This window comes from Brevundimonas sp. (assembly GCF_030656255.1).
Lineage (GTDB): Bacteria > Pseudomonadota > Alphaproteobacteria > Caulobacterales > Caulobacteraceae > Brevundimonas.
Genome location: NZ_JAUSOE010000142.1, coordinates 1 through 21,552, shown reverse-complemented (window position 1 = coordinate 21,552; position 21,552 = coordinate 1). Strand labels below are relative to the sequence as shown.

Sequence of the window (21,552 nt, the reverse complement as noted above, 5' to 3'; positions counted from 1 at the left end):
CGCTCCAGCAGCCGGTGGATCCGGTCGCCGCGCCGGAACCGGCCCAGTGCGGCGCCGCCGGCTGCGCTGCGCGCCAGGGGCGAGGGGGCGGGGATGCGGATCGACCCTTCCATCCGCGACGGCGCGGCGAAGCGGGCGGCGGCGTCGGCGGGGGGCGGCGTGGCGGCCCAGGCGGGGAGGGCTGCGGTCGTGCGGTCTTGGGCGGTCGCGACGGGGCGGCGCTCGGGATCGACGCCGAAGCGGCGGACGCCATTCTCGACCTCGCGCATCTGGTCGCCGAGCCGGTCGAAGGTCTCCTCGATAACCGACCACCAGCTGCCGGGCTCGGCGCCCCGGCTGGAGGCGCGGCCCATGACGATGACGCGGTCGCGGGCGCGGGTCAGGGCGACATAGAGCAGGCGCAGGGTCTCGTCGTCGGTGCGGGCCTGGCGCGCCGCGCGGGCGTCCGCCGAGGCGGGGCAGTCGTCCTTGGCCGATCCGGGCGCCATCAGCCAGGCCTCGCCTTCACCTTCATCGGTGACGGCGGGCATCAGGGACGGCCCCTGGGCCTTCGCCTTCATGGTGGTGTCGGGCAGGATGACGATGGGCGCCTCCAGCCCCTTGGCGCCGTGGACGGTCATGACGCGAACCTCGCCGCGCGCCCCTTCCAGTTCGCGTTTCACCTCGACATCGGCGGCCTCCAACTGTGCCAGGCAGGTCTCCAGGTCGATCGCGCCGCGGTTCTCGGCCGCCAGGACCTGGTTCAGGGTTTCGTCGACGGCTTCTTCCGCCTCGCGGCCCAGGCGGGCCAGGATGCGGGCGCGGCCCGAACGGCCCGTGTCGTCCACTCGGTTCAGAGCCCGGGAGAAGAAGGCGAAGGGATCGCCGCCGCGTGCATCGACGGCGGCCTGCAGCGCGTCACGGGCGCGGGTCCATTCGGGGCGTTCGTGCGCCCGGTCGCGCAGGTCGCGCCACAGCTGGCCGGACTTGCGGTTCTCGCGGCCGGCGAGGGCGTAGAGGCCGTCCTCGTCCACGTCGCACAGGGGGCTGCGCAGCACCTCGGCCAGCGACAGGTCGTCGTCGGGGAAGAGGGCAAACCGGGCCAGGGCGATCAGGTCGTCGAAGACAATATGGCTGGACAGTTTCAGCCGGTCGGCGCCGGCGACGGGGACGCCCTCGGTCTTCAGGGCGCGAATGATCTCCTCGAAGGTGGCGTCGCGGCGGCGGACCAGGACGATGTAGTCGCCGTAGCCTGCGGGGCGCAGGTCGCGGGTGCTGCGGTCGAAGACGGCGACGCCGCTTTCGACCTGGCGGCGGATCTCGCGGGCCAGGTCGCGGGCCAGGCGTTTCCTGGCGCTGCCGACGCTTTCCTGATCCACCGGATCGTCCCAGGCGTCGGTCTCGGGCGCGGGCTCGTCGAGGAACAGGGGCCACAGGTCGATGGCGCCGTGCTGGCCGATGCGGGCCGGGATGTGACGGGCGATGTCGCCCTGGGGGCCGGTCAGGGCGCGGGTGCGGTCGGGGTCGGCGAAGACGGCGTCGACGAAGGTCAGAACCTCTTCGGTCGAACGGTAGGAGGTGTTCAGCTCGGGTCCGCGGTATTCCAGCCCCGCCCCTATCGCCAGCTGACTGTAGACATCTCGTTCCTGACGCAGCCGTTCCGGCCGGGCGCCCTGGAAGGAGTAGATTGACTGTTTCTCGTCGCCGACGGCGAAGACGGTACGGCCAGACGTCTGGCCGGAATAGAACTCGCCGGTCAGGGCGCGGACGATGGCCCATTGTTCGGGGGCGGTGTCCTGGGCCTCGTCGATCAGGACGTGGTCGACCCCGCCGTCCAGCTTGTACAGCACCCAGGCGGCGGCCCCGCTGCGGGTCAGAAGGGCGGCGGCGCGGGCGACCAGGTCGGGGAAGTCCAGGGCGCCGCGCTGGGCCTTTGCGGCCTCGTAGAAGGCGGCGTGGGCGCGGGCCAGGGTCAGGACCTTGACCGTGTCGTCGGCGATCCGCGCCTTGCGCAGGGCCTCGCGGGTGGCCAGGAATTGGGTTTGCAGATCGACTAGCCAGCCGACCGCCCCCTGGGGCGCCGACTTGGTGCCCATGCTCTTTCGCGGCTCGCCAGCCTGGGTGCAGAAGACCCCGGCCAGGGCCGCGAAGCCGGCGAAAGGGGGCGCGGCCACGCTCATGGCGTCGGCGATCTTGCGGTCGTTGGTCGAGCCGGTCTCCATGGCCTCGGCCATGCGGTTCCATTCGGCGGGATCGATCCAGGCGACGAAGTCGTGTTCAAGGTCTTCGGGACTGCGGCCCGCCTCGGCGCCGGTGAGGGCGTAGGGATCGGGCGCGGTTCCGGCCTCGGCCCGGTCGATATAGTCCAGCAGGTCGGCGCGCTTGGCCTCGATCATCGACAGCAGGGCTTGGAATCTCTGCCAGTCCAGTTCGACGGCGAAATGGCTGTAGGCCGAGCCGATGGGGCCGTCGGGAGCGGCGACGGCGGCGCGGGCCAGGTCCTCGCGCGCGGAATGGCTGAGGGCGGTCGCGGCCTGGTCTTCCAGCACGGTGAAGCGAGGCGAGACTCCGGCCTCGAGCGGGAAGCGGCGCAGCAGTTTTTCGCAGAAGGCGTGGATGGTCTGGATCTTCAACCCGCCCGGCGTTTCCAGCGCACGGGCGAACAGCTTGCGGGCGCGCGACAGGGCCTGGCCGTCGAGGGTCTTCGGATCGCGCCCGTCCAGTTCCGCGACCTTTTCGGACAGTTTCTCGTCGTCCAGCACGGCCCAGCCGCCCAGCTGGTCGAACAGCCGGGCCTGCATCTCGGCGGCGGCGGCCTTGGTGTAGGTGACGCACAGGATGGCGCCGGGATCGACCTGGTCCAGCAACAGCCGAGCCACCCGGTTGACCAGGGTGGTGGTCTTGCCCGAGCCGGCGTTGGCGGTGACAAAGACGGTCAGGCGCGGGTCGGCCGCAACGATCTGAGGGGAGGGTGAGGTCATTCGCCGTCGTCCCCGTCGCCGATCACCGACCATTCCCAGACGCGGGCCAGATGGTCGTAGTTGCCGCCCTGGTTGCCCATGAACTGGGGCGCGGCCCAGGAGACGTAGGGGGTGTTGGGGTCGTCGAAGCGGGCGACGCGGCGTTTCAGCCCGTCCAGCGCCGCCTGGGCCAGGTCGGCGGCCTCGGCGCCCGAGGCGCGGGTGATGACCTCGCCCGCCGTCTTGCGCCCGACCACGCGGACATAGGTCAGTTCGTCGGGCGTGACGGGGCCATTGGTGCGTTCGAACCCGCCGTCGGCCAGGATGGCGGCGGTCAGGGTCAGCTGCGGGGCGAAGCCGGACTTGACCTGTTTGGCGGAGGGGGCCGCGCCGGTCTTGAAGTCCATCACCGCCGCCCCGTCGGAGGCCAGCTCGATCCGGTCGGCGAAGGCCTTGACGGTGAAGGGGCCGGCGGGGGCGTCGAAGGTCATGGCCCCCTGTTGCTCGACCAGGATGTCGATGCCCCGCGCGCGGCGCCGGCGCTCGAAATCGGTCAGCCAGCGGGCGCAGTTGCGGGCCAGGGGCGCCTCGCGGGCCATGGCCGCATCCTCGAAGCCGCGCGCGCCCAGTTCGCGCAGCAGATGGTCGTGGAGGATGGCTTCGCAGTCGTCGGGCAGGTCGTCGGGCCAGTCCAGCGTCAGCCGTTCGATGGCCGCATGGACGGCGTTGCCGCGCGCCAGCGCCTCGGCCGAGGCGCCGGGGCGCTCCATCGCCTCGAGTCCCAGCACCCACAGGGCGTAGATGGCGTAGGGGTCGCGCACCCAGCGCTCGATCCGGGTGACATAGAGGCTACGGGGGCGGCGATGCACCGGCGGGCGCGGCTCGGGCCGTTTGGCGAAGCGCGGCGGGCCGGACGGAGGGGCGTCCAGGGCGCGGGCCCAGTCGAGGACGGTGGTCGGGCGGGCGATGGAAACGGGCGTTTCAGCCGCATCGGCGCCGCGGGTCAGCATCTCCAGCCGCCATAGCCAGCGCGAACGTACGGCCGGCTGGCCGCCGCGCCGTTCGCTGTGGACCAGGATGACCTCGTCGGCGCAGGCGGCCTGGACGAAGTCCTGGGCCGTCTGGCCCAGGCGGCGTTCGGGCGGGGGCAGGCCCAGGGCCTTGCGCATCGGGCGCGACAGGAAGGGGTCGGTCGGGGCGGCCTGGGGCCAGACGCCTTCTTCCAGCCCGGCCAGGATCATCCGGTCGGCGCGGACCAGCCGGGCCTCGATGGCCCCCAGGATCCGCAGCGACGGATGGGTGGCGCCGCCGGTTCGGACCACGGTCTCCTGCACCAGGGAAGACACCAGTTCCGCCAGTTCGGCGCGGCGGATGCGGCCGAGCGAGGCCCCGCCCTCGATCAAGCCGGACAGAAGGGCGGCGGCGGCCTCGCCGTCGGGACCGGCCCAGGCGTCCTGGCCGGCAACCGCTTCGATCAGCCGGGTCAGGCCCGAGGCCGCCGTGTTCAGGTCGGCGTCGGGCGTGAAGAGGGCGATCGCGGCCTCGACGGCGGTTTGCAGATGGTCGACCAGACGGGTCGCGGCCGACAGTCGGGCCTGTTTCCATTCGGGCGGCGCCTTGCCGCGCCGGTCGGGCTGGACCGCCTCCAGCAGGCGATGGCGGATGGCGCCGAAGTCACGCGGGCGGGGGCCGCGTAGCGCGTGTTCCTCAAGCGCGGCGACGGCGGCGGCTTGAGGCGAGTCGCCCAGGTCGAACCGGGCCAACGGGTGTTTGACGACGGCCAGCAGCAGATGGGGCTGGACCGGATCGGCGATCCAGCGGGCGCACAGATCGACCAGGGCGCCGGCCGGCAGGCGCGACAGGGGGGCGCCGGCAGACGAATCCGGGATGACGCCCCAGCGTTCCAGCCGGGCGGCGACGCGGCGGCCCAGGGCCTGGTCTGGCGTGACGAGCGCGCAGGTCCTTCCCGTTCCATCAGGATTGGGCGTTTCCAGCGTCTCGCGCATCATCAGGGCGATGGCGGCGGCGGCCTCTTCCTCGGCGCGGACGGTGAGCAGGGACAGGCCTTGCAGACCTTCGGCTATGGGGTCGCGCGCCTCGCCCCGCGCGGCGGCGGCCGAACGGATGTCGCGGATGGCGCGGCGCCAGTCGTCGGTGGCCTCGGCGGGGCGCAGAGCCTCGTTGACCAGCCGCTGGCGGGCCAGGCCTTGCGCCTCGACGGCGGGGGCGACCGGGGGGCGGAACCAGGGTCGGACGGCTTCGCGGGGGATGTCGCAGCGGTCCAGCAGACGTTTCATCGCGCTCTGCGGATGCTGTTCGTCCAGCCGGTCCCAGACCGCCGCATCCAGATCGAGGTCCAGTCCCGGCAGGACGACGCAGCCCAGCGGCGCCCGGGCCACGGCCTTCAGCACGTCGCCGGCGGCGGGGACGGTGCCGGTCGAACCGGCGGCGATGACGGCCTGGGTCGGGGGCGTGTGGTCCCACAGTTCGGCGAGGCGGCGCAGCAGGGTGGCGCGGCGCCAGGCGGGATCGACCAAACCCAGTTCGGCCAGGCGCTTCGGCCAGGCGGTGACGGCGAGCCCCAGGAACTCGGCCGAGCGTTCCCAGTGTTCGGCCATTTCGCCGTCGACCAGGGTGGCGATCCGTTCGGGGTTCGGAACCTCTTCCAGCTGGCAGGAATCGAGGAAACCGCCGAGCGCATCCGCCAGATCCAGGGCGCGCATCGGCGTCAGGCTGTCGTCGAACTGTTCGACGATCATCCGCGCCATCTCGAACCGGCGGGTCAGGGCGGGGATGGCGGGCGGCAGATCGAGGCCTAGGGCGCCGGGGGTGAAGGGGGGCTCGTCCTCCTCCAGATCGCCCAGCGGCCGGACCTGGGGCAGCAGGATGGGGCGGCCCTGCGACAGTTTCGACAGGGCGCCGGTGAAGGCGCGGGCGGCGCGCCGGTTCGGCAGCAGGATGGTGGCGTCGGACAGGGTCTCGGGCGGCAGATCGCCCAGCCAGGCCAGGACGCCGGCGGCCAGGTCTTCGAGGAAGGGCCGGTGGGCGGGGATGGCGTACCAGCGGGGGCTGGACGCCGTGAACGGATCGAACGCGCTCACGCGTCTCCCGCCAGTTTCGCCTCGGCCTGATCCCGCGCCTGGGGATCGCCGACGTGCATCCAGTCGCCGTCCAGGACGCAGCCGTAGAGGCGGCCTTCAGCGGCGGATTTACGCCACAGGGGGCTGAGGGAGAAGGGGCCGTCGGGGCCGTGGTCGGCATAGCCGGGGCGGGTGATGTGCACGCCCATATAGGCGAAGGGGGCGGACGGGGCGTCGCTGCGGAAGGTCAGCGCCCCATCCTCGGCCAGGAAGAAGTCGCCGTCGCCCTCGAAGCCGATGGAGCCCTCGCGGCGGGCCAGCAGCAGGGCGGCGTCCATCGTGTCCGGGTTCCACAGGCGGATCAGATCGGTTAGGGCGTCGCCTCTGTCGATCCAGACGCTATCGATGTTGGCGACGAAGACGGGATCCTCGCCCAGCAGTGGATGGGCCTTCTTCAAGCCGCCGCCAGTCTCCAGCAGTTCGGCGCGTTCGTCGGAGATGATGATCCGTGGACCGCGTCCACGTGCGGCCAGATGGGCCTCCAGCCGGTCGGCGAACCAGTGGACGTTGACGACCGCTTGCTCGACTCCCGCGTCCGCCAGTCTGTCCAGCACATGGTCGATCAGGGCGCGGCCGCCGACCTCGACCAGGGCCTTGGGCCGGTCGTCGGTCAGGGGACGCATGCGGGTGCCCAGGCCGGCGGCCAGCACCATTGCGGTCTTGGGAGCGGTCATGCGCGCACCTCGGCAGGGACATGGCGGTCGAACCAGCGGGCGACGGGCGCCAGGGTCGGCTGTTCCAGATTGGCGTTCAGATGCCGCCACATGCGCGGCAGGAACTGACGATAGCGGGGCTTGCCGTCGCGGGCGATCAGCCGGGCGAAGATGCCGATGATCCGCGCCTCGTTCAGGGCGGCCAGCCCGGCGTAGTCGGCCATGAAGGCGGCGCGGTCGACCTGGGGCCGCAGAGCGAAATAGCGGTCCAGGGCCTCGGCCTCCAGCGCCGGCGACACGTCGCGGCGGGCGTCCTGAAGCAGGGAGTGCAGGTCCCAGGAGGGGTGGGCGCGAACGGCGTCCTGGAAGTCGATCATGCCGACGCGGGCGGGGCCTTCACGCTCGGGCAGCCAGATCAGGTTTTCGGCGTGATAGTCGCGGTGGGCCATGACCGAGGCGCCGGCTGCGCCCGAGGCGACCAGGGGCGCCCAGGCCTTGCGCCACTCCGCCACGGCGACGGCGTCGAAGGCGACGCGTTCGTCGAACCGAGGCAGCCATTCGACGAACAGATCCGCCCCGCCCTGCAGCGCCGTCTCGTCATAGGTCAGCAACGGCCAGTCGCCGCCGGGGCCGTGCAGGGTGTGCGGCGGATTCCCGGCGTCGTGCAGGGTCGCGAGGGCGTCGATGGCGGCCAGATACAGCGGCGTCTCGTCGGCGCCGTCCTCGATCACGCGGGCGAACAGGGCGTCTCCGAAATCCTCCAGCACCGCCAGGCCGTTGGCGGCGTCCAGCGCCGGGATCTCCGGGGCGGACAGGCCCAGAGACTTCAGATGGGCGGCCACGGCGGCGAAGGCCTCGATCCGGCCGGCGGACAGGCGGGCGACGGCGTTCCAGCCGGCGGCCTGACGCTGGGCCGGGGTCCAGGCCGGATCGGCCGGCGGGCTCTCGGCGGCCGGGGCCTGGTCCATCAGCATCAGGGACGCCCCGTCGGCCGTGGTCAGCCGCTCATAACGCCGGGTCGAAGCGTCGCCGGGCAAGGGCGCGCGCGCCGCCTGGTCCAAGCCGGCGGCCTTCAGAAAATCGAGACGGAGGGTTTCGCGATCAGACATGCAATTCCTTCAGCTTGGCGTCCCATGCCCCTGCGCCGGAAACGGTCGCAACCCGGCCGTCACCGTCTTCCGCCAGTACGATGGTCAGCCGGTCCGGCCCCAGGAACCGCCCTGGATCCTCGCCCAGTCGTTCGGGCCATTCGATGAGGGCGAACCCGTCGTCCAGCGCCTCGTCCAGGCCGATCTCGAAGGCTTCTTCGGGCCGGGTCAGGCGATAGAGGTCGAAATGGGCGACGGGCGGGTCGGATTCATAGAACTGGACCAGGGTGAAGGTCGGGCTGGGCACGTCCTCGTCCGGCGTGGTCAGGGCGCGGATCAGGCCGCGCGCCAGGGTGGACTTGCCCATGCCCAGCGGCCCGTACAGCAGGACGGCCTCGCCGGCCTCCAGCAGGGGGGCCAGGGTCTGGCCCAGGGCGGTGGTGGCGTCGGCGTCGGGAAGTTCAATCTTCATTGGAACACCGCGTCGGGATCGGCCGCCAGGGTCTGTTCGGTGAAGGCTTTCAACGCCAGGGTCGCCTTGGCGGCGTCAACGTCCAGCCGGTCGGGCGGGATGGGCTGACCGACGGCGACGGTGAACGGCTTGCCGGCCTTGTTCAGCAACTCATGGAATAGGGTCACGTCGCGCAGCTCGGGCGAGATCTTGTCGAACAGGTGGAATAGCCGACTGTAGGGGCCGGTCACGTGCATGGGGATGACCGGCGCGTCGTATTTCCGCGCCAGGGAGGCGGCGGTCGGCGCCCATTCGGGATCGACGACTTTGCCGTTCTTCTCGCGGGCCAGGCGGCCGGCGGGGAACATGACGACGCAGCGTTCGGCCTCGAAGGCGTCCCTGGCCGCGTTCAGGGTGGCGCGGGTCTTTTCGCGGGTGCGTTTGTCGTGGACCCATTCCACCGGGATGATGGTCTCGGCCAGGCGGGGCGAGACGCGGATCGCATCGGCGTTGGCGAAGAAGACGGCGTCGGGGCGTCGCCGCCGGATCGCATCATAGACCGCGACCCCGTCCGCGATCCCGGTCGGATGGTTGCACACCACCAGACAGCGGCCGGTGGCGGGCAGGCGGTCCAGATGGACCGTCGTCACCTTCAGCCGCAGCAGGTCCGAGACATAGTCCAGGGTCTCGGCCCCCGACAGGTCCCGGATGGCGTCGGCCATCCGCACCGCCGCCTTGTAGTTCAGCACGGAATACAGGACCGGCCGCGCCGCCGGCCAGAACGGCGAGGCGGTCAGACGCGGCGCGCGCTCGGCGATCAGCACATCGACGATGTGCGGAGAGGCCTGGGCAGGACGTCGGAGGGAGAGCGAAGCGGAATCCATGAAGATCCGCTTGTCGCCGGTTCGGGGAAAGGGGGCAAGATGAAGCGCGCCGCGCAGACGGATCACCAGATCCGGGCGACCCCGAAACTGTCGAACAGCTTTTCGTTGGAGACCAGCGTCAGATCGTTGAGCAGACCTTGGGCGATGAGCAGGCGGTCGAAGGGATCGCGATGGTCGCCGTCCATCCGTCCGGCCAGTTCCGCCTCGGCGATGGAGATCGGCAGCCCCTGCAAGCCCAGGCGGGTGACCGCGCCGCCGAAGTCTCGCGCTATCGAACCGGCTTGCGGCAGTTTGCCGATCCGGTGCTTGATCGCGACCTCGATGGCGGAAACTGCGCTGACATAGATCGGGACCGACCGGTCTTCCAGGCGTGCACGAACACGCGGGGGCAGGCGCTCGTCGCCGAACGCCAGCCACAGCAGGGCGTGTGTGTCGAGCAGAAGGCTCAATCCTCACGCCCTTCCCAGAGACGCAACTCCTCCTCCGGCAGAGGGGCGAAGAAGCTGTCGTCGAACCGACCTTCTTCGCGCAGCGCCCCGAAACGGGGAGCGACGGGCGTGGTGAATTTGGGCTCGAACGGCACAATCCGCACCGCCGGCTTGTCGCCGCGCGCGATGACGACCTCTTCGCCGCGCTCGGCGGCGGCGATCAGTTTGGAGAGGTGGGTCTTGGCGTGATGGACGGTGACGACGGTCATCTCTCGCTCCTTGGTCTATCCATCTTAGCTAAGTCGCCTGCGCGCAGCAACTTTCGCCTGGCGAAGGGGGGTGCTACGCCTCGCGCCAGCAAGCTTTGCGAGGAATGCCCCATGCGTCACCGTTCTCTCCTGTCCGCCGCCGTCGCGGGGATCGCCTTGTCGGGCGCCCTGATGAGCGCCGCCCCGGCCCTGCCCCAGGTTCCGCCCGCGCCGGTTCCGGCCGCGCCCGCGACGCCGGACGCCTTCACCTATCGCGACATGATCACGGCCAATCGGCTGGGCGATCCGCAGGTGTCGCCGGACGGCCGCTATGTGGTCTATTCGGTCACGACCACGGACGTGGAGGCCAACCGCCGCGCCGGCAGCCTGTGGATCCTGGATCTGAATACGCCGGACGTCGCCCCGCGCCGCCTGGCCATTTCGGACCAGGGCGCCAACACCGCCCGCTGGGGCGGGGACGGCAATCTGTATTTCCTGTCGGGCAAGTCGGGCGCCAGCCAGGTCTGGCGTGTGGCCTCGCCCACGGCGACGCCGGTGCAGGTGACCAATCTGCCCCTGGACGTGAACGCCTATCGGATCAGCCCGACGGGCGACAAGGTGGCGGTGTCCTTGGCCGTCTATCCGAACGCGGCCGACCTGAACGCCTCGGTCGAACTGGCCAAGGCCGCCGCCGAGCGGAAAACGACCGGCCAGGTCTATGACCGCATGTTCGTGCGCCACTGGGATACGTGGAACGACCACACCCAGAACCATCTGTTTGTCCAATCCATCGGCCGCAACGGCCAGGCGACCGGTTCCCCCGTCTGGGTGACCAAGGGCTTTGACGGGGACACGCCCTCCAAGCCGTTCGGCGACGAGAGCGACTTCGTCTTCACCCCCGCAGGGGATTCCGTCGTCTTCTCGGCCCGTCTGGCCGGCAAGACCGAGCCGTGGAGCACCAATTTCGACCTGTGGCGGACCAACGGCCTGACGGGCGACGGGACCTTCACCAATCTGACGTCGGACAATCCGGCCTGGGACGCGGGTCCGGTGTTTTCGCCGGACGGCCGGACCCTGGCCTATCGCGCCATGGCGCGGCCCGGCTTTGAGGCCGATCGCTACCAGATCGTGCTGATGGATGTTCAGAGCGGTCAGAAGCGCGAGATCGCGTCGAACTGGGACCGTTCGGCCGACACCCTGCAATGGTCGCGCGACGGCCAGACCCTGTACACGACCGCCGGCGACGTCGGTTCGACCAAACTGTTCGCGGTGGATACGCGCAACGGCGTCGTCACCCCGGTCACCGGCCCCGGCCATGTCTCTGCCTTCCAGCAGACGCCGTCGGGCTTCGTCTTCGCCCAGGATAGTCTGAAGTCGCCCAGCGACCTGTATTTCAAGACCTATCTGGGTCGCGAAATGCCGCGCCGCCTGACCCAGGCCAACCCCGCCTTCGACGCCAAGGCCTTCGGCGAATACGAGCAGTTCAGCTTCCCCGGCTGGAACAACGAGACGGTCCACGGCTATGTCATCAAGCCGGTCGGCTATGAGGAAGGCAAGAAATACCCGGTCGCCTTCCTGATCCACGGCGGACCCCAGGGTTCGTTCGGCGACGGCTGGTCCTATCGCTGGAACCCGGAGACCTATGCGGGCGCCGGCTATGCGGTGGTGATGATCGATTTCCACGGCTCGACCGGCTACGGCCAGGCCTTCACCGACGCCATCAGCCAGCACTGGGGCGACCGCCCGCTGGAAGACCTGCAGAAGGGCTGGACCGCCGCGCAGCAGAAATACGCCTTCCTGGACGGCGACAACGCCTGCGCCCTCGGCGCGTCCTACGGCGGCTATATGATCAACTGGATCGCCGGCAACTGGTCCAATGAATTCAAGTGCCTGGTCAACCACGACGGCGTCTTCGACACCTTCGCCATGGGCTATTCGACCGAGGAGCTGTGGTTCACCGAGTGGGAATACGGCGGCACGCCGTGGGACAAGCCCGAGGGCTATCAGAAGTTCAACCCGGCCAACCACGTCGAAAACTGGAAGACGCCGATGCTGGTGGTGCAGGGCGACCTGGACTTCCGCATTCCCACCGCCCAGGGCCTGTCGACCTATACGGCGCTGCAGCGTCGGGGAATCGACAGCCGCCTGATCGTCTTCCCGAACGAGAACCACTGGGTGCTGAAGCCGGCCAACAGCCTGCAATGGCACGATGAGGTGTTCGGCTGGCTCAACAAATACCTGACCCCGGCCCAGTAAGCCGGCCGGTCAAGCGGGAGCGTAAGGGGCGCGGCCGAAAGGCCGCGCCCTTTTCCGTTAAAGACCCGCGCGGGTTTCGGCCAGTTGGTTCAGACGGGCGTATTCGCGCGCCGTCATGCAGCGCGGCGTGGACCAGGTTTCGCCGTTCGAACGGGCGTTCAAGGTTTCGCGTGCGCTGACGAAGACCGGCTGAACGCCGAACTCGCGCTGGTAGGCGCGACGGGTGGCCGCGTCGGTCGCGCAGATCATGACGATCTGTTGGGATTCGGCGCGCTGCGGCTTGGCCGTCTGGGCCAGGCTGGGCGTCGCGGTCGCCGCAATGGCGGCGAGAATCAGCGCGGGCGATACAAATCGGGTCATTGAGCGGGTCATCGGGCATCCTCCTGGGGCCTGAATTAAGATCAGGGCTCTGATGAAATATGCGCCGATTTTCTGCGTTGTAAAGTTTTTGCGACAACTGGGCGCATAACTGACGAAATTATTGGCCAAGCGAAGTCGGGAGGGACCGGACGGCTCCAAACCGCGACTTGCGCGTTGTGTCTGGCTCACGGAGCCGATTGTTTGGCCAAGATGCTGAAGTGGAACGAATTGTGGTCGGACCTGCGCCGCAAGGCCGTCGATCCGGCCGTTGTTCGCGCGCGAGCCTTTCATGATTGGGTGCGGCTCAATGACCCGGTCTACGCCGCCGTTCGACGCCCTGGTCGCGCCGAAGCCTGGGCGGGGGGCGTCGGCCTGTTGCTGATCGGCCTGGTCGTCCTGGCTTTGATCCTGTTCGACTGGAACATGCTGCGCGGCCCGATTGGGCGCTGGGCCTCGGCCGAGTATGATCGCGACATCGCGCTTCAGGGCGACCTGGACGTCAATCTGTTCAGTTGGACGCCGTCTGCGGTGGTGCGCGGTCTCAAGATCGGCGGGCCGCAGTGGGCGCGGGATCGCAACACGGCGGATGTGGACGAAATCCGCGCCTCGGTGCGGCTGCGCAAACTGCTCGCCGGCCAGTTCGAAATGCCGTTGCTCAGCTTCACCCGCCCCCAGGTGGTGCTGATCACCGATAAGGACGGTCGCAACAGCTGGGACCTGAATCCCGACAAGCCGGACACGGGCGAGGGGATGAAACTGCCTGTCATCCAGCAACTGGTCATCACCGACGGCCGCCTGGTGTTCGACGAGCAGCGGCGGGGGCTGAAACTGGAGGCTAAGGTCGATGCGCGCGAGGGGCAGGGCGGCGACGCCGGTTTCGTGCTGGACGGCGAAGGCGAGGTCAATGGTTCGCCCCTGACGCTGCGCGTCCAGGGCGGTCCCTTCATCGATATCCGGCGTGACCGACCCTATGACTTCGAGGCGAGCGTGAGCGGCGCGGGCTCCAGCCTGACCGCCAAGGGGGCCGTCACCCGGCCGTTCGACCTGGGTCGGTTCGACGCCACCCTGACCTTGCAGGGGCGCGACCTGTCGGACCTCTATCTGCTGACGGGCGTGGCCTTGCCGAACACCCCGCCCTATCGCCTGGCGGGCGCGTTGAAGCGGGACGAGAACGTCTGGACCTTCAATGATTTTGACGGCCGCGTTGGGGCTTCGGACCTGTCCGGCGACGTGCGGATCGATGCGGCCGAGCGGTTGCGCGTTGACGCGAAACTGACGTCGCGCCGCCTCGACATCGACGACCTCGCCGCCGTCCTGGGCGCCCGCACCGTGACCAACGCGGCGGGATCCAATACCGAAGCGCCTGTGGCCGTCGGCGGCAAATTGCTGCCCGACGCGCCGCTACAGACCGAACGTCTGCGGGCTATGGATGGAAGCCTGACCTATCGCGCCGTCGCTGTGAAGGCCAACGATCTGGATGTGCGGGCGGTGAACCTGGGGGCGGAGCTGAAGGACGGCATTCTCAATCTCGACCCCGTCAGCTTCAACTTCAATCGGGGCGAACTGAACGGTACGGCCCGGATCAATGCAACGCGCGACACCCCCTACAGCGTCGTCGATTTCCGCCTGGCCGGTTATCCGCTGGAATCCATCATACCCGCGCGTGACGGCACATCCCCCCTGACCGGACGCGCCCTGGGCCGTGCGCGGCTGGAGGGACCCGGCGCCTCGATTCATGATTTTGCGGCCGCGTCCAAAGGTTCGCTCAGCCTGGTGGTGCCGGACGGTCAGATGCGGGCGGCCTTCGCCGAGTTGTTGGGCATCAACGCCAGCGCAGGCCTGCTGAAGCTGTTGCGTGGCGACCAGTCGACGGCCCAGATCCGATGCGCCGTCGCCGATTTCGATGTGAGGGGCGGCACGGCCACCGCCAAGACCCTGGTCATAGACACCGATGTCGTCCTGGCCCAGGGCACGGGCACGATCGACCTGGGGGCCGAGACCCTGAACCTGCGCGTCGAAGGCGAATCCAAGAAGCCGCGCCTGCTGCGCGTCTGGGCGCCCATCACGGTCAAGGGCGCCTTGACCGCGCCCCAGATCGGGGTCGATGTTCGGGCCCTGGTCGGCCAAGGCGGGCTTGCCGGTCTTCTGGGCGCGGTTGTCGCGCCGGTCACCGCCCTGTTCGCCTTCGTCGATCCGGGCCTGGCCGAGGACGCGAACTGCGGCCGGTTGATCGCCGGCGCGCGATAAATCTGCGATGGGTTTGGGCCGAACGCCGGGCGACGACGTATTGGAAGTCATGGACTGTATCGCATGACCCGCCGTGGCCTGTTGGCGCCCATTGTGGGTCTGATGGCCGGCGCCTGTTCGCCTCTGGGCCTGCTTAACAGTCTGGGGCCGAGGGACGGAGGCGTGCGACGGGTGGCGCGCGATATCGCCTATGGCGACGATCCTCGGCAGAAGCTGGATTTTTACGCCCCGACCGCGCCGGGGACCTATCCGATCCTGGTCTTCTTCTATGGCGGCGGCTGGGACTCGGGGTCGCGCGACCTCTACGGCTGGGCGGCGCAGGCCCTGGCGGCCCAGGGCTTCGTCGTGGCCCTGCCCGACTACCGGGTCGTGCCCCTGGTGGTCTTTCCCGCCTTTATCGAAGACGCCGCCGCCGCCACGGCCAAGGCCGCCGATGTGGCTTCAGCCTATGGCGGCGATCCTGAGCGGCTGGGGGTGTCGGGCCATTCGGCCGGCGCCCATCTGGCCCTGATGATCGCCCTGGACCGCCGCTATATGCAGGCGGTCGGGCGTCCCGGCCTGATCAAGGCGGCGGCCGGTCTTGCGGGGCCCTATGATTTTCTACCGTTCGATGTGGGGGCGTCCCGGAACGCCTTCGGCCGCGCTCCGGATCCGACCCTGACCCAGCCCGTCACCTTCGTTCGGCCCGACGCCCCGCCGATCTGGCTGGGTCACGGCACGGCCGACGTCGTGGTCCATGCCGAGGACACGACCATTCTGGATCAGAGGATGAAGGCGGTCGGCGGCCGGTCCGAGGCCAAACTCTATCCCGGTCTGGACCACGCCGACCTGATCGCGACCTTCTCGCCCCTGTTCCGCAAGAAGGCGACGGTCCTGGCCGATGTGGCGGGCTTCTTCCATCGCGAACTGGGTTGATCGGCCGGCCTCTTCGTCTCGAACTGTCATACCCGTCTGGGGGACTTTTCAAGAATGCGACTTAATGCCAATATATCGGCTGGTCGGATTTTAGTATTCGTACCGATCATTCACGGCCCGTTCCGAACCTGTCTGGCTCCGGCGCGAACGCGTGCCGAACCTGCTGGCTCCGGGGCGGGCCGTCTTCGTTAGAGCGCCGTCTGGGTGCGGTGAGGCTCATCGACAAGAAGGGTGGTGCGGGCGGCCGGGGTCGAACCGGCACTCCTTTCGGAACTGGATTTTGAGTCCAGCGCGTCTACCAATTCCACCACGCCCGCAGCGGAGCCGGTCTCATGCCACAAGGGCATGAGCCGGGTCCAGAGGGTCTTCATCGCATCATGAAGTTTACGTGGAACGCGATCAGGCGCGGAGCTTCGCCTAGGCGGCTTTAGTTAGAGCGTTGCATCACGCCGCCACCTCGACATGGCTGTCGGTCCCGCCGGCCAGCACCCGTTTGGCCCGGATGTACATCTCGACCCGCTGCATGACGATCAGCCCCATGGCGAAGACCAGGAAGGCGTCTGTGACGGCCAGGGCGTTCAGATGCCAGGCGGCGGCGTGGGTTTCGATCAGGTCGCGCAGGGCGGCGCGGCCGGCGAACAGGCCCACCAGCAGAATCAGACCCAGAGGCGAGGCCTGGGCCATCAGGGAGCCGTCCGGCTCCTTCTCGATGGTGACAGTCTTGCCGCGATACCACCCGGCGACGCCACCCAGGACGGCGCCGAGGGCCAGCACGGCCCAGGCGTCGGGGCCGAACGGGGCATGGACGGCGCGGGGACTGTAGGTCGAACCCCAGATGCCCAGCCCGATCAGCGGCACGACGATGGCGGGCATGATCCACAGGAACTGCGGTTTCAACGGCCGTTTGCGCCGGTTCTTCAGCAGCACCAGAATCAGCACCACCGGGAAGACCAGCAGCGGAATCAGTTTCTCGGGCGGCATGTCGTTTCTCCAGAGCCTCCCCCCGGAGGCCGACGATGCAGCCTAACGCGGTCAGGCCTCGCGCGGAAGCGGCTGCACTGTCTGTTCGATGGCGCCGAAGATCGAGTGATGGTGGTCGTCCAGCATCTCGATCCGGACCGTGTCGCCATGGACCAGGAAGGGGGTCTCGGCGGCGCCGCGCAGGATCGTCTCGACCGTGCGGACCTCGGCGATGCAGGAATAGCCCAGGCCGCCGTCGGAGACCGGCTTGCCGGGGCCGCCGTCGGCGTCGCGGTTCGACACCGTGCCCGAACCGATTATCGTCCCGGCCGACAGGGAGCGGGTCTTGGCCAGGTGGGCGATCAGGGTTCCGAAGTCGAAGGTCATGTCCACCCCGGCGTCGGCCTTGCCGAAGTCGGCGCCGTTCAACTGGACCGTCAGTGCGCCATGCAGCTTGCCGTCCTTCCAGCGGTCGCCCAGGGCGTCGGGCGTGACGAAGACGGGCGACAGGGCGCTGGCGGGCTTGGACTGGACGAAGCCGAACCCCTTGGCCAGTTCGGCCGGGATCAGGTTGCGCAGCGACACGTCATTGACTAGGCCGACCAGGCGGATGGCGGCCAGGGCTTCGTCGCGCGTCGCGCCCTGGGCCACATCGCCGACGACCACGACGATCTCGGCCTCCAGGTCGCAGCCCCAGGCGGGGTCGGCCAGGGGGATGGGATCGCGCGGCGCCAGGAAGCCGTCGGAGCCGCCCTGGTACATCAGGGGATCGGTCCAGAAGCTGGCGGGCATTTCGGCGCCGCGCGCCCGGCGCACCAGTTCGACGTGGTTCACATAGGCCGAGCCGTCGACCCACTGATAGGCGCGGGGCAGGGGCGAGGCCGCCTCGTGCTCGCGGAACCGGCCGCGCGGCACGGCCTCGTGTTCCAGGCTCTCGGCCAAAGCCAGAAGCCGGGGACCGCAACGGTCCCAGTCGTCCAGGGCGGCCTGGAGGGTCGGGGCGATCAGGAAGGCGTCGGTGAACCAGTTCAGGTCCTGAGAGACGACCACGAGGCGGCCGTCGCGGCCGTGCTTGAGCGAGGCGAGTTTCATGCCCAAGGCCTAGACCGAATTCGCGGCGGGGGAAACAGACCGGTGGTCAGGGGCGCCGGATGGGCGGGGCGTCGCCCTTGTCCACCTTGGGCGGCAGGGTCGTCGCGAAGGCGTTCTGAAGGGCCGTGAGTTCTGAAATCCGGCTGTCTCGATCGCTCCAATAGATGTGGAAGGCCTCGATCGCTTGCCGGATCTGGATGCGATGGGCCGCCACAAGCTCTTGCGGAGACGGGCAGGGCGGGGGCGCGGGCGGTGGGGGGGGGCGCGGCCTCCGTCACGACATAGCCGTCCTCGACTCCCGTTCCGCAGAGGCCGGACGTGAGAACCTTCGCCTCTTCCAGCTTGTAACTGATCGGGACGGGTCGCACCGGGGGCGGGCTTGGTTCCGGGGGCTTTGGCTTGGGCTTGTCGGCCGCCTTGCCTTCCAGCGCATCGTCCAGCTTCTTGAGCGGAAGACCGGAACAGAGTGTCAGGACAGATCCCAGTTCGCGCCGGACGGCCGCCACAAGCTCCCGCGCCGCCGGCTCTCCGTCGCCGACGGCGCGAATCGAACGTTCTGACGCCTGCAGGATGATTTCGTACTTACGCGTGATGATCGCGACCAGGGTGACGTCCTGTCGCCGGCGCTCGCCGTTTACGCCCAGCCAGTTCGCAATGACGGCCGCCGCCACGGCGCTCAGGACCGAAAGGATGACGGCGGTCGCGCTATCCCAGACTACGGGCGTTGTCATAGCCTCTGCGGGAAAGTCGGTTTGTGCCGGCAACATTGTCATCCCCCCACTCGCCCCATCATGCCGCAGCGGCGAAGCTTGGCCAAGGAAAAGGTTAACGCTGTTCGGTGAGCAGGGCCTTGGCCTCGGCGCCGGCGCGGGCGGCGGGATCGCGCACCTCGACTTCGACCACCACTCCGCCTGCGGGTTCGACCGCCCACAGATAGCGGCGCTCGACCTCGACCTCGCGGCCCGACGGGGCGAAGCCGACATAGGAGTCGCCCCAGGGGGTGATCTTCTTCAGCTCGAAGAAGGGCATGGCGCAGGCGGCGTCCAGCTCTTCTTCGGCCATCACGGTCAGTTCGTCGTCGGTCATGGCTGAGGTGTTTCCAATGCGGCCCGGTCTCGCGCCATCAACTGTTTAAGTCCGTCGGCCAGCTTGGCCTCGGTGGCCGTTCGCTGGGCATCATCTTCTGAAGCGAACCAATCTGATAGTGAAAGCTCCGTAGCGCCGGACATCCCAGCTCTCATGGCCTGCATTCCATGTGAACAAAGCCACCACGCGCTTGCTCTGGATCCCTCGGCCTGGCCGCCTTCCTGTAGTACCCGTTCCAAGGCGGGCAAACGAAGTTCTGGCGCGTCAACGGCTTGAACGGCTGCTTGATCTCTCGCCACGATCATATAGGCGATTGTCACTCCGCCGCGCGCGGACCGGTCCTTGCATCGCCCCTCCGTGTAGAGGGACTGAACCCATCCCAACCGATACCAATAGGCCCCTTCTGAGGGATTTGTGCGCGCCAGCCGCTTACCCATTTCCATCAGGAATGGAGGAGGGGCGGCTCTCCCCATTGCGTGCACCTCATCGATGACGGCGCGATCTTCGGTCGCCGGGCGCGCCACCAGTTCCTCAAGCTGCTTCTGGAAGGCTGGCCAGTTGCTCGTCGGCTCGGCGTCGGGCTCAAATTCGGCGCGGACGGAAGAAACGACCACAGTGCGCGATCCAAATGCCTGCGCGGCGTAGGCGACATCGGAGGCGGCACACATTGACGTGAGGCTGGCGAGCACACCAACCAGGCCCTGGCGAAGAATGCTCACTCTTTCTCTCCCTCTTCGTTCGCATAGATCGCGACGCGCGCGGCGGCCGTCGAAGACACCGCTCCCCGATACATGCCCGAGGTGTTCATGGCGAAGGCCGGGGTTCCGGTCAGGCCCATGACGATGACACCGCCGTCGCCGCCGATCGAGCCGACGTCGGCGATCTCGGCGTCGGCCGCCGCCTGGACGGTGGCGCCGTCGGCGGTGCGGGTGCAGATATCGCGGGCCACGGTGGAGCGGATGAAATACTCGCCCGAGCCCGTCGCCGAGACCGCACAGCCGTCGGCGTTGGAGGCGTAGGTGCCGGCGCCGATGATCGGCACGTCGCCGACCCGGCCCCAGCGTTTGGCGGTCATGCCGCCGGTCGAGGTGGCGGCGGCGAGGCGACCCTGGCTATCCAGGGCCACGGCGCCGACGGTGCCGAACTTCTTCTCGTTCAGCGGCGGGGCGACGCTGGCGTGGGGGGCCGCTTGCGCTCCGGGCGCGGGGGCGCCGGCGGGACGTTCCGGGATCGGCAGGCCGGCCTCGGTCAGGGCCTTGATCAGTCCCTGCCAGCGGCGTTCGGTGAAGAAGAAGGCCGGATCGACCTGTTCCAGACCGGCCTGGGCGGCGAAGGCGTCGGCGCCGGGGCCGATCAGCATGACGTGCGGCGACTGTTCCATCACGGCGCGGGCGGCGGCGATGGGGTGGCGGGTGGTGGTCAGGCCGGCGACGGCGCCGGCGGTCAGGTCCGCGCCGTTCATGACGGCGGCGTCCAGCTCGTTGCGGCCGGCGGCGGTGAAGACGGCGCCGCGCCCGGCGTTGAACAGGGGATCGTCCTCCATGAGCTGGACGGCGGCCTGGACCGCGTCCAGCGCCGAGCCGCCCTGTGTCAGGACGGCGGAACCGGCGTCCAGCGCGCGTTGCAGCGACGCGCGATAGGCGGCGTCCTGTTCAGGCGTCAGACTGGACCGCTCGATGACGCCCGCGCCGCCGTGGATGGCCAGGGACCAGCGGGGGGCGTCCTGGGCTTGGGCCTGGACGCCGGCCATCAGGCCGAAGAAACACAGTGCAGTTAGTGCAGTCCGCATCATGGCCGGCTCCCCGATTGAGATCGCCATTCTAACCGGGCGTCGGGGCGTGTCAGGTCGATTGCGACAAAAATCTGAAAAGGTGTGATTTATCAGTGTCGTAATGGGCGGAATTGGGAGGGAATGCCTTATTCCCCGTCATCCTCGGGCTTGACCTGAGGATCAGGTGTTGGGCGGGCTGTGCGTCGCCTTGGTCGCAATGCGGCGGCACGCCCGGTCCTCGGGTCAAGCCCGAGGATGACGAGAGTGGGGGAGTGGGGCGGAGAACCTCACCCCCGATGATGCAACCGTTTCCATAGGCGATAGCCGAGGATGGGGGCGAAGCCGCAGATCAGGGCGGCGAGCAGCACCGTCCAGAATCCGCCGCCCAGCCAGAACTCCCCGGCCAGGGCCCCGGCGCCGGCCGCGAGGACCGGGCCGAGCCAGGGCAGCCAAGTCGGCGGCCGCATCCGCATTCAGGCGTCGACCTTGATGACGCCGCGACGGATCTGGTCCAGTTCGATGGAGTCGAACAGGGCCTGGAAATTGCCGTTGCCGAAGCCCTCGTTGCCCTTGCGCTGGATGATCTCGAAGAAGATCGGACCGAAGGTGTCCTGGGTGAAGATCTGCAGCAGCAGGCCCTCCTCGTCCGAACCGTCGATCAGGATGCGGTTCTTGCGCATCCGCTCCACGTCCTCGCCATGGTTGGGCAGGCGTTTGTCGATCAGTTCGAAATAGGTCTCGATGGTGTCCTGGAAGTCGACGCCGCGGGCGCGCATGGCCTCGACCGTCTCGAAGATGTTCTCGGTGGTCAGGGCGATGTGCTGGATGCCTTCGCCGTTGTAGCGGCGCAGGAATTCCTCGATCTGGCTGTTCTCGTCCTGGCTCTCGTTCAGGGGGATGCGGATGGCGCGGTCGGGCGCGATCATGGCCTGGGAGAACAGGCCGGTGGCCTTGCCCTTGATGTCGAAATACTTCTGCTCCTCGAAGGCGAAGACGTCGCCGTAGAAGCCCGACCAGGTCCGCATCTGGCCGCG

At 68.8% G+C, this 21,552-nt stretch carries 20 protein-coding genes and 1 tRNA gene; 3 read left to right on the top strand and 18 right to left on the bottom strand.

Translation table 11 applies throughout. The features are described from left to right. The 8 genes from addA to Q7J26_RS14210 all read right to left on the bottom strand — a co-directional run. On the bottom strand, positions 1 to 2,960 hold a 2,960-nt coding region (addA, locus tag Q7J26_RS14245; RefSeq protein WP_304937060.1), incomplete at its 3' end, for a double-strand break repair helicase AddA. Further along, positions 2,957 to 6,040: a double-strand break repair protein AddB gene (gene addB, locus Q7J26_RS14240; RefSeq protein WP_304937059.1), complete on the bottom strand. Its 3,084-nt coding sequence runs from the start codon at positions 6,038 to 6,040 to the stop codon at positions 2,957 to 2,959. The genes addB and addA, both read right to left, overlap by 4 nt. Next, on the bottom strand, positions 6,037 to 6,753 hold the full coding sequence (gene murU / locus Q7J26_RS14235; RefSeq protein ID WP_304937058.1) for an N-acetylmuramate alpha-1-phosphate uridylyltransferase MurU: 717 nt from the start codon (positions 6,751 to 6,753) through the stop codon (positions 6,037 to 6,039). Before murU ends, addB begins: the two co-directional genes overlap by 4 nt. Then, positions 6,750 to 7,841 carry an N-acetylmuramate/N-acetylglucosamine kinase AmgK gene (gene amgK / locus Q7J26_RS14230; protein WP_304937057.1) on the bottom strand — a complete coding sequence of 364 codons (1,092 nt, stop codon included), beginning with the start codon at positions 7,839 to 7,841 and terminating at the stop codon, positions 6,750 to 6,752. Before amgK ends, murU begins: the two co-directional genes overlap by 4 nt. Then, complete coding sequence (gene tsaE, locus Q7J26_RS14225; protein WP_304937056.1) at positions 7,834 to 8,292, bottom strand: tRNA (adenosine(37)-N6)-threonylcarbamoyltransferase complex ATPase subunit type 1 TsaE; 459 nt, start codon at positions 8,290 to 8,292, stop codon at positions 7,834 to 7,836. Before tsaE ends, amgK begins: the two co-directional genes overlap by 8 nt. Next, positions 8,289 to 9,155, bottom strand: coding sequence for a GNAT family N-acetyltransferase (locus Q7J26_RS14220; protein WP_304937055.1), 867 nt, complete (start codon positions 9,153 to 9,155; stop codon positions 8,289 to 8,291). Before Q7J26_RS14220 ends, tsaE begins: the two co-directional genes overlap by 4 nt. A 62-nt stretch (positions 9,156 to 9,217) precedes the next feature. Continuing rightward, positions 9,218 to 9,604: a type II toxin-antitoxin system VapC family toxin gene (locus Q7J26_RS14215; RefSeq protein ID WP_304937054.1), complete on the bottom strand. Its 387-nt coding sequence runs from the start codon at positions 9,602 to 9,604 to the stop codon at positions 9,218 to 9,220. Then, positions 9,601 to 9,852 carry a type II toxin-antitoxin system Phd/YefM family antitoxin gene (locus Q7J26_RS14210; RefSeq protein ID WP_304937053.1) on the bottom strand — a complete coding sequence of 84 codons (252 nt, stop codon included), beginning with the start codon at positions 9,850 to 9,852 and terminating at the stop codon, positions 9,601 to 9,603. The genes Q7J26_RS14215 and Q7J26_RS14210 overlap by 4 nt, the downstream gene beginning before the upstream one ends. Positions 9,853 to 9,963: 111 nt before the next feature. Here Q7J26_RS14210 and Q7J26_RS14205 point away from each other — a divergent pair, with 111 nt between their 5' ends. Further along, positions 9,964 to 12,087: a S9 family peptidase gene (locus Q7J26_RS14205; RefSeq protein ID WP_304937052.1), complete on the top strand. Its 2,124-nt coding sequence runs from the start codon at positions 9,964 to 9,966 to the stop codon at positions 12,085 to 12,087. Between the two features lie 57 nt (positions 12,088 to 12,144). Here the strand turns inward: Q7J26_RS14205 and Q7J26_RS14200 are convergent, their stop codons facing one another. Continuing rightward, positions 12,145 to 12,447: a hypothetical protein gene (locus tag Q7J26_RS14200; RefSeq protein ID WP_304937051.1), complete on the bottom strand. Its 303-nt coding sequence runs from the start codon at positions 12,445 to 12,447 to the stop codon at positions 12,145 to 12,147. Between the two features lie 210 nt (positions 12,448 to 12,657). Between Q7J26_RS14200 and Q7J26_RS14195 the strand changes: the two genes are divergently transcribed. Both Q7J26_RS14195 and Q7J26_RS14190 read left to right on the top strand, forming a co-directional pair. Beyond that, complete coding sequence (locus Q7J26_RS14195; RefSeq protein WP_304937061.1) at positions 12,658 to 14,694, top strand: AsmA family protein; 2,037 nt, start codon at positions 12,658 to 12,660, stop codon at positions 14,692 to 14,694. Positions 14,695 to 14,757: 63 nt separating this feature from the next. Then, complete coding sequence (locus tag Q7J26_RS14190; RefSeq protein ID WP_304937050.1) at positions 14,758 to 15,609, top strand: alpha/beta hydrolase; 852 nt, start codon at positions 14,758 to 14,760, stop codon at positions 15,607 to 15,609. Between the two features lie 232 nt (positions 15,610 to 15,841). Here the strand turns inward: Q7J26_RS14190 and Q7J26_RS14185 are convergent. The 9 genes from Q7J26_RS14185 to Q7J26_RS14145 all read right to left on the bottom strand — a co-directional run. Then, a tRNA-Leu gene (locus Q7J26_RS14185) sits at positions 15,842 to 15,926 on the bottom strand. A gap of 127 nt (positions 15,927 to 16,053) precedes the next feature. Further along, positions 16,054 to 16,590, bottom strand: coding sequence for a CcdC protein domain-containing protein (locus tag Q7J26_RS14180; protein ID WP_304937049.1), 537 nt, complete (start codon positions 16,588 to 16,590; stop codon positions 16,054 to 16,056). A gap of 51 nt (positions 16,591 to 16,641) precedes the next feature. Continuing rightward, entirely contained in the window at positions 16,642 to 17,661 is a 1,020-nt protein-coding gene (locus Q7J26_RS14175) for a fumarylacetoacetate hydrolase family protein (protein ID WP_304937048.1), read from the bottom strand. Positions 17,662 to 17,707: 46 nt separating this feature from the next. Then, positions 17,708 to 17,875 (bottom strand): hypothetical protein, encoded by a 168-nt coding sequence (locus Q7J26_RS14170; RefSeq protein ID WP_304937047.1) that lies wholly within the window; start codon positions 17,873 to 17,875, stop codon positions 17,708 to 17,710. Positions 17,876 to 18,486: 611 nt separating this feature from the next. Continuing rightward, a complete protein-coding gene (locus Q7J26_RS14165; RefSeq protein ID WP_304937046.1) occupies positions 18,487 to 18,747 on the bottom strand; it encodes a hypothetical protein in 261 nt (86 codons plus the stop codon). Further along, positions 18,744 to 19,466 (bottom strand): hypothetical protein, encoded by a 723-nt coding sequence (locus tag Q7J26_RS14160; protein ID WP_304937045.1) that lies wholly within the window; start codon positions 19,464 to 19,466, stop codon positions 18,744 to 18,746. Before Q7J26_RS14160 ends, Q7J26_RS14165 begins: the two co-directional genes overlap by 4 nt. Then, a complete protein-coding gene (locus tag Q7J26_RS14155; RefSeq protein ID WP_304937044.1) occupies positions 19,463 to 20,539 on the bottom strand; it encodes an isoaspartyl peptidase/L-asparaginase family protein in 1,077 nt (358 codons plus the stop codon). Before Q7J26_RS14155 ends, Q7J26_RS14160 begins: the two co-directional genes overlap by 4 nt. Positions 20,540 to 20,805: 266 nt before the next feature. Then, positions 20,806 to 20,985 (bottom strand): hypothetical protein, encoded by a 180-nt coding sequence (locus tag Q7J26_RS14150; RefSeq protein WP_304937043.1) that lies wholly within the window; start codon positions 20,983 to 20,985, stop codon positions 20,806 to 20,808. A 6-nt stretch (positions 20,986 to 20,991) separates the two neighbouring features. Further along, positions 20,992 to 21,552: VOC family protein (locus Q7J26_RS14145; RefSeq protein ID WP_304937042.1), on the bottom strand; the 561-nt coding region annotated here is incomplete at its 5' end.